The organism is Streptomyces sp. NPDC037421, from assembly GCF_055602105.1.
On the sequence record NZ_JBVJWV010000056.1, the window covers coordinates 17173 to 27226 of the forward strand.

The following is a 10054-nucleotide window of genomic DNA, read 5'->3' on the forward strand; positions in this document are numbered from 1 at the left end:
GGGCCGCCGCCCGGGAGCGGTGGCCGGCGCGCGTCCTGGGCGCGTCAGGACGTCGTGGCGGCGGCGCGGCGGAACATGCGGGTCGCCGTGATCTCGCCGTGGACCGTCTCGCCCTCCGGGGACTGCTGGGGCAGGCCCGGGCGCAGGTGTTCCTCGACGCTGATGTACTTCAGGCCCGCCCGCAGGTCGGCGTCGTTGCGCAGCCGGATGACCAGCGGGAACTCGGCGAGGGCCGTGGTGTCGAAGAGGCCCGTGGTGTAGAGCAGCTGGACGCCGAGGGCGTCCGAGACGGCCCGCTGGAGCTCCAGCAGGTACGTGGCGTTCGCGCGCCCGATCGGGTTGTCGAGGAAGAGCGTGCCCGCGTGGCGGTGCTTGTCGCGGCCGCGGTCGTTGCTGCGCAGCGCGGCCATCGTGCAGTAGAGCGCGATGGCGGCGGTGAGCAGCTGGCCGCCGGAGAAGACGTCGCCCATCTGGCCGACGGGGACCCGCTCGGCGCGCAGCACCGCGTCGGGCTTGAGGATCTCGACGGCGATGCCCTTGGGCTCCAGGGCGGCCTGGACTCCGCGCAGGAGGAGGGACATGCCGTCGCGGCGGCCCTCGCCGAAGGCGGCGTTCTTCTTCACCGCCGTGCCGGTGGCCTCGTCGATGACCTCGCCGAGCCGCTCGGTGAGGGTGGCCTGGTCGGGCTCCTCGAAGCGGATCCGCAGGAACTCCTGGCCCGACCACTCCCCGAGGCCCTCGGGCAGCTGGGAGAGGCGCTGGGCGGAGCGGAGGGTGGCCAGGGCGGACTCCACGAGGCCGCGCAGCCGGTCGACGATGCTGTCGCGGTTGCGCTCCAGCTGCGCGAGTTCGTCGGTGAGCACGCGCAGGCGCGGGGCGAAGGCGGCGGCCCAGGCGGCGGCGTGCTCGGGCAGGGCGGAGGCGGGCAGTTCGCGGATCTGCTGGCGCGCGGGGGTGCGTACCTGCTCGTAGCGGTTGGCGTTGGCGTGCCGGACCAGGACGTCGCTCGCCTCGCGCACCGCGGACTCGGCGGCGGAGAGGTCGGCGGCGCAGCCGCGCAGGGAGCGGCGGGCCTCGGCGGCGGACTGCCGGGCCTCCTCCAGGGTGCCGGGGTGGGCCACCGGATCCTGCTCGTCCTCCGGGTGGGTGTGGTCGCGCAGGAGGTCCCGCAGGAGGGCGGCGGTCTCGTCGAAGCCGCCGGCGCCGTCCTCGGCGGCGCGGTGCGCGCGCAGCAGGTCGGCGTGGGCGGCTCGGGCGGCCTCCACGGCGGCGGAGTGCGCGGCGAGCTGGGCGGTGGCGGTGCGCAGCAGGCCCTGGGCCTGTTCGACGTCGGCCGGGACCAGCTCTTCGGGCAGCTCGGTGTGCGCCTCGCCCTCGGCGGGGGCGTGGCGTTCGGCTTCGCCGCGCAGCCGGCCGAGCTGCTCGCTCGCGGTGGAGGCGCGGGATTCCAGCATCTGGACGAGGGCCTCGGCGCGCGCGGCGGCGGCCTGCCGGGAGGGGCCGTCGGCTCCGTCGGTGCCTTCGAGGAGCTGGGCGGCGCGGGTGCGGACCTTGTTGGTGAGCCGGTCGAGTTCGGCGAGGGCGGCGCTCTCGTCGCCCTCGGCGCGGGCCTGTTCGGCGCGCAGGTCGGCGCCGACGCCGACCTTCTCGTAGACCTGGGAGGCGGTGCGGTAGGCCTCGCGGAGGTCGGGCAGCGGCGGCCGGTGCCTGTCGGGGCTGCCGTCGTCCTCGGGCAGGGGCTCGGGGGCTCCGGCGATCTCGGCGCGTTCGGCGCGCAGGGCGCGGGCGGTGCGGCGGGCGTCGTCGGCGGCACGCTGGGCGGCGCGGCGGTCCTCGTCGGCGGCGCGGGCGCGGTCCAGGCAGACCTCGGCGCGTGCTTCGGACTCGGCGGCCTCGTCGGCGAGTTCGCGGACCTTCACCTGCCAGCCGGAGCGTTCGCGCAGGCGGTGGGCGAGCCCGGCGAGGGCGTCGGCGGCCCGGCGGGCGCGCTGGGCGGCGTCCTGGCGCTCGTCGCGGACGCGGGCCGCGTCGGCGGCGGCCTCGTCGGCCTCGGCGCGTACGGTACGGGCCTCCGCGAGCTCGGCGTCGGCCTCCTCGGCGAAGGACCGGGCGGCGGCGGCCTGCTGCGCGAGTTCGGCGAGGCGGCCGGGCGGGCAGCCGGTGCGCCAGGAGGAGAGCCGGGCGGCGAGCTCGCGGTCGCCGGCGAGGCGGGCGGCCAGCTCGCGGATCTCGGTGTCGCGGGCGGTGGCGCGGGCGCGCAGCGCGTGGCGTTCCTCGTCGGCGGCGTGCTCGTCGTGCATGGCCGGGTTCGGCGGTACGAGGAAGACCGCGTCGGAGCCGTCGGCCGGAGGTACGGGCGCCAGCAGGGCGGCGGCCGTGCCGACGGCGACGGTGGAGCGGGGCAGCAGGGCGGCGGCGGAGAGGACCTCGCGGGCCCGGCTGTGGGTGTCGGGGTCGGTGATGACGACGCCGTCGACGAGTTCGGGGCGGGCCGCGAGGACGGCGGCGTGGTCGGCGGGGTCCACGGACTGGGCGAGGTAGCGCCAGCCGGGCAGGGCCGGGATGCCGTGCTCGCCGAGGTACTCGACGGTGGCCAGGACGTCGGGGCCGGGCGGGAGCAGGCCGCCGTCGCCGAGCGCGCCCAGGATGCGGGCGTCGTCGGCGGCGGCGGTGCGCAGCTCGAACAGGTGGCGTTCGGCCGAGCCGACGGTGTCGGCCAGCAGCTCGCGGAGGCTGTCGGCGTTGCGGTCGAGGTCGTCGGCGGTCAGGCCCACGGCGGAAGCGGGGTGGTCCGGGGCGGCGGGGCCGGTGCCGCCGCCCGCCGCGGGGACGGCCCCGGCGGCGGTGCGGCCCGCCAGGGCGGCGGATTCGGCGGCCTGGCCGGCCCGCGGGCGCGGAAGGAAGGTGTCGGGTGCCGACGGGAGGCCCAGGAGTTCGGCGAGCCGGGGCGCGGCGGCCAGGGCTTCGGCCGCGCGGTGCTCCGCCGCGTGGGCGGCTTCGGCGGCGTCGGCGGCGTCGGCCGCGCGGGCGGCGGTGAGTTCGGCGCGGGATTCGGCGGAGGCGGCCTCGCGGGCGGCCCCGGCGGCACCGCGGGCGGCTTCGCGGGACTCGTCCCAGGCGGCCACGGCGGCCTTCTCGGCGTCGCTGGCGGCGAGCGCGGCGCGGGCCGGGTCGGCGTCGGGGGCGGTGTCGTCGAGCCAGCCGGCGCGGACGGCGTCGGCGGTCTCCTGCTCGACCTCTGCGAGGCGGGCGCGCAGGTGCTCGGCCTCGCTGCGGGCCCGCTGGGCGGCGGTGGCGGCCGAGGTGGCGTCGCGGTGGGCGGTCTCGCCGACGGACTGGAGCTCGGCGGAACGCTCCTCCTCCTCGTTGGCGGCGCGTTCGCCCTGCTCGGCGGCGGTGTGCAGGGCCCGTACCAGCTCGGCGGCGGCGGTGGCGCGGGCGGCCAGCGCGGGCGCCGCGTCCCGTTCGGCCTCCAGGATCGCGGCGGCGACGCGGGCGGAGCGGTCGGCGGCCGCGCGGTGGCGCAGCACGGTCTCGGCGGCCTGCCAGGCGGAGTGCAGGGTGCGCGCTTCGAGGAGTTCGCGGCGCTGGGCGGCGGCGGCCTTGTCGGCGACGGTCAGGGCCAGGGAGGCGTGCCGGTAGGCGAGTTCGGCGGAGACGGCGGCGCTGCGGGCGCGCTGGGACTCGGCGGCGGTGACCTCGTGGGCGGCGCCGGTGACCCGCTGGGCGAGGTCGGCGGCGCGGCCGCGTTCCTCGGAGCCGCGGGCGGACAGCCTCCGGGCGAGCGTGCGGGTGCGGCGCTCGGCGCCGGCGTGGACGTCGCGCAGCCGGGCGCGGGTCTCGGCCGCCTCCACGATGCGGGTGAGGAGGTCCACCGAGCCGGCGGTGAAGTCGCGTTCGGCCATCAGCTCGGCGCGGCGGCCGAGCTTGTTGCCGAAGCCGTGGACCAGGTCGGCGAGGCCGTCGGTGTCGCGGGTGTCGGTGACGGCGCGCAGCAGGAGGTCGGTGAAGTCGGAGTCCTTCTTGACCGCGAAGAGGCCGGCGGCCTCGCCCTCGTCGGCGTTCATCTCGCGCTGGTAGCGGAAGAGTTCGGGGTCGAGTCCGAGTTCGGTGAGGTGTTCGTTCCAGCGGTCGTGGATCTCCTCCCAGTACACCTCCAGGTGCGGGTACGCCTTGCCGGCCTCGGTGATCGCGTCGCGGAAGCCCTTCATGGTGCGGCGGCGGCCCTGGGCGCCGGATGCGCCCTCGACGGGCGGGCGCACGGAGGTGGCCTCGGCGACGGGGAGGTTGTCCAGGCTCAGGCCCGGCCCGGGGCGGAAGGAGTACCAGGCCTCGGCGAACTTGCGCGGGTCGTTGGAGACCTGGCGGCCGCGCCACTCGCTGACCTTGCCGACGACCACGCACTCGCCGGTCTGGGTGTGCTGCCATTCCAGGGCGACGTGGCCGCAGTCGTCGGCGAGCAGGAACTTGCGCAGTACGCCGGAGCTGGCGCCGCCGAGGGTGTTGCGGTGGCCGGGGAGCATCACCGAGAAGATCAGCTTGAGCAGGACGGACTTGCCGCCGCCGTTCTCCAGGAAGAGCACGCCGGCGGGCGCGGGGCGCCGGGGCGGTCCGGTGGGCTCGTCCTCGAAGAACTCCGCCTGGGTGGGCGCCGGATGGGGCACCGGCTCGCCGACTCCGCGCAGGTCGAGCACGGTGTCGGCGTAGCGTGCGCCGGCGGGCCCGATGGAGTAGAGGCGGATCCGGGACAGCTCGTACATGGCGGCGGACTCTCGTTGCTTCTCGGTACGTACGGGGGCGCGTGGGGCTCAGGCGTGGAACGGCAGGCCGGCGTCGGCCGCGAGTTCCAGGTCGTCGCCCTCGGGCGGCGGCAGGAGGGTCGCGGAGCCGTCGCTGACGGGGACCACGCCGAGTTCCAGGAGTTCGGCCATGGCCGCCGTGCCCGCCATGTCGCGGACCTGGAGCTGGTAGCGGGGGGTGGTGCGGTAGGTGCCGCCGGCGTCGTCGCCGGTGCGCTGGAGGAACCCGGACTCGGTGAGGAAGGCGGCGGCCTTGCCGACGATGCCGGTGGTGGAGCCGGCCAGGCGGCGGGCGTCCTTGGTGGCGCCGGTCGCGCTGCGGCGGGCGTAGACCCGCCAGGCGGCCTCCAGGCCGGGGGCGTCGGAGGCCGGGTCGGTGTTCTCGCCGAGCTCCTCGGCGCGCTCCTCCAGGCGGCGGCAGGTCTGGCGGACGAAGGCGTCGACGCCGTTGACGGTGACGCGGCCGATGTAGCCGTCGTCGGCGAGGTCCTCGGGGCGGGGGAAGGCGAGGGCGGCGACGGCGAGGTGGGCGAGGCCGTGCAGGAAGCGGTCGCCGCCGTCGGCGGAGGTGCGGCGGGCGTAGTCGCCCATGCGGACGGCGAAGACGGAGTCCTCGCCGGCGGCGACGGCCATCCCGGCGCGGGGGGACACCTCCAGGACGACGAGCCCGAGGCCGGTGGCGACGGCGTCGGCGAGCCGCCCGAAGGCGGGGTCCTCGCGGTAGCGGCGCAGCAGCTCGGCGTACTCGGCGTCACGGGCGGGGAGCAGCTTGGGCTGGAGCCCGAACCCGACGAGCCGGGCCGCGTCGGCGGCGTCGGCGGGCGTGAGGGCGGCGGAGGCCTGTGCGGGCGGGGCCGGGACCGACGGACCGTCGGGCTCGCTCCACGCGGGGTACTCGGCGTGGTGGTCGCTCACGGGTGGGTCTCCTCGGTGGTGCGGGCGTCGCCGGTGCTGGCGTTGCCGGTGCTGGCGTTGCGGGTGCGGGCGTTGCCGGTGCGGGCAAGAGTGCTCGGCGGGGTCATACCGCCTCCGAGCGGGCCGCGGCCATGCCCGCCGCGTCCAGGAGCGCCGTGCCGACGATCAGGTCGGCGCCGCCGAACTCGGGGTCGTCGAGCTGCGTGCCGTCGTCCACCGCGAACAGCAGCCGCTCCTCGCCCTGGCGGTACGCCGTGCCCACCGCAGGGCTCGCCGCGTGGACGGCGAGCAGGGCCACCAGGTACGGGAGGTCCGGGTCCTCGCGGCGGGCCTCGGCGAGGAGGCCGGAGAGCCGGCGCGGGGCGTCGTGCGGCAGGTCCAGGAGCTGGGTCGCGGCGGCGAGCTGCTCCTCGCTGAAGCGACTGTCGTCCGGGGTGGCGATGAGGTCCGGCTCGGGCATCTCCGCGCCGAGGTGCTCCCGTTCCACGGGCGGGGTGAGGAGTATCTCCACCAGGTCCGCGACCCGTACCGAGACGGGGGTGCGCAGCCCGGTGCCGGCGGCGAAGAAGGCGTCGGTGACCCGGGTGGCCCGCTCCAGCGGGAGCGGCAGCAGGGGCGCGACGAGCTGGCCGTACAGGTCGATCCCGGAGCGCGGGGCGGGCGCCGCGAAGGCCTGGCGGTCCTGTTCGGCGCGGAAGAGCGGGCCGGCGTCCAGCAGCCGCGACTGGAGCTGGGTGTGCCGGCGGATGCAGTCCTTGACGATGTCGACGAGCTCGGCGGCGCGCCGCTTGTTCTCGGGGTCCTCGGCCTCGTCGCGGGCCCTGCGGATGTTGGTGAGGATCGCGTTCTCGTGCCGGTAGCGGTCGGCGACGTGGTCGAGGGCCTCCGCGATCATGTCCGGGACGGCCTGGAGCCAGTCGACCGCGCGGACGTTGCGCCGGGTCGCGTCGAGGGTGCGGCGCAGGGTCTCGGCGTACTGGACGGTCCGGTAGCGGGCCTGCTCGGCGGCGAGCTGGGCGTCGGCCAGCCGGCCCCGGCTGATCAGCACCTCCAGCTTGACCTCGGCGGCGATCTGGGCGCTGGTGACGTCCGTGTCGAGGGCGCCGACCAGGACGTTGACCGCCTCGTCGGTGGTGCGCAGGTAGACCGCGCCGCCGTGGCCGGGGACCTCCTCGATCAGCTTGAAGTCGTAGTCCCGGCGGACGTAGACCCCGTCGGGGCCGAACGTGCCGTAGATCGCGCGGAAGCCGCGGTCCACGCTGCCGACGTTGATCAGGTTCTCCAGGACCCAGCGGGCGACCCGCTCGTGCTCGGCGGCCGGCCGCCGGGGGGCCTGGGCGGCGACGCGCGGCAGCATCCGGGCCACTATCTGCTCGTGGTCGGCGCCGGTGTCGAAGTCCATGTTGAGCGTGACGAGGTCGATCGCGGACAGCGCGACCTCCGCCATCGCGTAGACCCCGTACTCGCCGGCCAGGTTGGCCTTGCGTACGTCGAGGTCGTGCAGCGGGGCGGTGCAGGCCAGGGCACGCAGCCGCCGGGCGAGGCCCTCGTCGGCGGCCGGGCCCGGCGCCGGGGACGGAAGGGGTTTCGCCGGGGCTGGGAGAGTCACGACGGAAAGAGTAGGCGGTGTCACGGACAACAGCCCAAACGGCACGGTTTCCGCCGGACCGTCCCCCGGCGGCGGGCCGAGCGGCGCGGCCGCGCGGTCGGGGGCTGTTCTACGCTCACGGCATGGCTTCCATGATCACACCTCTGATCGACCTGAACGCCGACCTGGGCGAGGGCTTCGGACGCTGGACGCTGACCGACGACGCGGCCCTGCTGTCGGTGGTCACGAGCGCCAACGTGGCCTGCGGCTTCCACGCGGGCGATCCGTCGATCATGCGCCGGGTCTGCGAGCTGGCCGCCGAGCGGGGCGTACGGATCGGCGCGCAGGTCTCGTACCGGGACCTGGCGGGCTTCGGGCGGCGGTCGATGGACGTGCCGGCCGGGGAGCTGGCGGCGGAGGTGGCCTACCAGATCGGGGCGCTGGAGGTGTTCGCGCGGGCGGCCGGGTCCCGGGTGTCGTACGTCAAGCCTCACGGTGCGCTGTACAACCGTACGGTCCATGACGCCGACCAGGCCGCCGCGGTGGTCGCCGGGGTCCGGCTGGCCGCCGGGGAGGCCGGGCTGCCGGTGCTGGGCCTGCCCGGGTCGCTGCTGCTGGCGGCCGCCGCGGAGGCGGGGCTGGAGGCCGTGCCGGAGGCCTTCGCCGACCGGGCGTACACCCCGCTGGGGACGCTGGTCCCGCGCGCGGAGCCGGGGGCCGTGCTGCACGATCCGGACGCGGTGGTCGGGCGGGCCGTGCGGATGGCCGCCGAGCGGACGGTGACGGCCTCCGACGGGTCCCCGGTGGCGGTGCCGGCGCGCTCGCTGTGCCTGCACGGGGACACCCCCGGGGCGGCGGGGCTGGCCCGGAGGGTGCGGGAGGCGCTGGAGGGGGCCGGGGTGCGGGTGGAGGCCTTCGCGTGAGGACCCTGGTCGTGGGGCGGGAGGCCCTGCTGGTCGAGGTGGACACCGCCGGGGAGGTGGCCGCGCTCCACGCCGAGCTGCTGCGCCGCCGGGACGCGGGCGAGCTGGGCGGCGTACGGGAGGTCGTGCCGGCCGCGCGGACGGTGCTGCTGGACGGGGTCCGGGAGCCGGGCGCGCTGGCGGCTCGGATCGCGGGCTGGGAGGTGCCGCCGCTGACGGAGGCCGAGGGGCCGCTGGTGACCGTGCCGGTGCGGTACGACGGGCCGGACCTGGCGGAGGTGGCCGACGCGTGGGGCGTCGCCGGGCGGGAGGTCGCGGAGGTGGTCGGGGGGATCGTCTTCCGGGTGGCCTTCTGCGGGTTCGCACCCGGCTTCGGCTACCTGACGGGGCTGCCGGAGCGGCTGTGGCTGCCCCGGCGGGCGACGCCCCGTACGGCGGTCCCGGCGGGGTCGCTGGCGCTGGCCGGGGAGTACGCGGGGGTCTACCCGCGGTCCTCCCCCGGCGGCTGGCAGCTGATCGGCTCCACGGACACGGTGCTGTGGGACCCGGCGCGGGAGCCGGCGGCGCTGTTCGCGCCCGGGGTGCGGGTGCGGTTCGTCGAGGGGGCGGGCGCGTGAGCGGGCTGCTGGTGCTGCGGCCGGGCGCGCTGACCACCGTCCAGGACCCGGGCCGCCCCGGCCACGCCCACCTGGGCGTGCCCCGGTCGGGGGCGCTGGACACGGGGGCGTACGCGCTGGCCAACCGGCTGGTCGGCAACCCGGCGGGGGCCGCCGCCCTGGAAACCACCCTGGACGGGGTCCGGGTGCGCGCACTGGCCCCGGTGACGGTGGCCGTGACGGGTGCTCCCTGCGCGGTACGCGTCTGCGGGCGCCCGGCGGCCTGGGGTGCGCCGGTGTGGCTGCGCGCGGGGGCGGAGCTGGACGTGGGCCGGGCGGAGTCCGGGCTGCGCAGCTACGTCGCGGTGCGGGGAGGTCTGGCTGCGCCGGCGGTGCTGGGGAGCCGCGCGACGGACCTGCTGTCGGGGCTCGGCCCGCCGGTGCCGGTGGCGGGGGCGGTGCTGGAGGTGGGCCCGCCGGGCCCGGATCCGGTGCCGTCCGCCGACGTGGTGGCCCCTCCCGGGCCGCCGCTCGCGGAACTGGTGCTGCCGCTGCGGCTCGGGCCGCGGGCCGACTGGTTCACGGGGGCCGCGCTGGCGGCGCTGCTGTCCTCGGCGTACCGGGTGTCCCCGGCGTCGAACCGGATCGGCCTGCGCACGGAAGGGGGCCCGGCGCTGGCCCGCGCGCGGGGCGGGGAGCTGCCGAGCGAGGGGATGGTGCTGGGGGCGGTGCAGGTCCCGCCCGACGGGCTCCCGGTGGTGTTCCTGGCCGACCACCCGGTGACGGGCGGCTACCCGGTGGTCGGCGTGGTCCCGGCGGGTCCCGCCCTCGACGCCGCCGCCCAGGCCCGCCCGGGCCTCCGGCTCCGCTTCGTTCCCTTCTGACGCGCCGGGCCGCTTCCCGACGCGCCGCTCGCACGGCTCGGCGCCGACCGGCCTTCCCGGCTTCCCGCCGCTGCGCCGGGCCGCTTCCCGACGCGCCGCTCGCACGGCTCGGCGCCGACCGGCCTTCCCGGCTTCCCGCCGCTGCGCCGGACTCCGTCCGGCGTGGCCGGGGCGCGGCCGGGGCCGGGGCCGGTGGATCGTGTGCGGGTGGGGGGCCGCTGCGCGGGGCTGGGTCCCCTACCCGCCCTTCCACCGTTCCCAGGGGCGCTGCCCCTGACCCCGGTAGGCGCTGCGCGCCCGTCGCCTCAAACGCCGGCGGGGGGGGGGTTTCCCGCCCCCCCCGCGTGTT

Annotated in this window: 6 protein-coding genes; 3 read left to right on the top strand and 3 right to left on the bottom strand. The window is 77.5% G+C overall.

Annotated features, from left to right (window positions below; all coding sequences use genetic code 11):
* Positions 1 to 44: 44 nt before the first annotated feature.
* From ACZ7IF_RS37725 to ACZ7IF_RS37735, 3 genes are all read right to left on the bottom strand, one after another.
* Positions 45 to 4760, bottom strand: a complete 4716-nt coding sequence (locus tag ACZ7IF_RS37725) for a hypothetical protein (protein ID WP_470981364.1) — start codon at positions 4758 to 4760, stop codon at positions 45 to 47.
* A gap of 48 nt (positions 4761 to 4808) precedes the next feature.
* Entirely contained in the window at positions 4809 to 5714 is a 906-nt protein-coding gene (locus tag ACZ7IF_RS37730) for a hypothetical protein (protein WP_470981365.1), read from the bottom strand.
* A gap of 103 nt (positions 5715 to 5817) precedes the next feature.
* The gene (locus ACZ7IF_RS37735; protein WP_470981366.1) at positions 5818 to 7323 is read right to left on the bottom strand and encodes a hypothetical protein; all 1506 of its coding nucleotides are present in this window, start codon (positions 7321 to 7323) and stop codon (positions 5818 to 5820) included.
* Positions 7324 to 7466: 143 nt separating this feature from the next.
* Here ACZ7IF_RS37735 and ACZ7IF_RS37740 point away from each other — a divergent pair, with 143 nt between their 5' ends.
* The 3 genes from ACZ7IF_RS37740 to ACZ7IF_RS37750 are packed head-to-tail and all read left to right on the top strand — an operon-like array spanning position 7467 to position 9705.
* On the top strand, positions 7467 to 8225 hold the full coding sequence (locus ACZ7IF_RS37740) for a LamB/YcsF family protein (RefSeq protein WP_470981369.1): 759 nt from the start codon (positions 7467 to 7469) through the stop codon (positions 8223 to 8225).
* Positions 8222 to 8842, top strand: a complete 621-nt coding sequence (locus ACZ7IF_RS37745; RefSeq protein WP_470981367.1) for a 5-oxoprolinase subunit B family protein — start codon at positions 8222 to 8224, stop codon at positions 8840 to 8842. Before ACZ7IF_RS37740 ends, ACZ7IF_RS37745 begins: the two co-directional genes overlap by 4 nt.
* Before the next feature lie 5 nt (positions 8843 to 8847).
* Positions 8848 to 9705 carry a 5-oxoprolinase subunit C family protein gene (locus tag ACZ7IF_RS37750; RefSeq protein WP_470981371.1) on the top strand — a complete coding sequence of 286 codons (858 nt, stop codon included), beginning with the start codon at positions 8848 to 8850 and terminating at the stop codon, positions 9703 to 9705.
* Positions 9706 to 10054 lie beyond the last annotated feature (349 nt).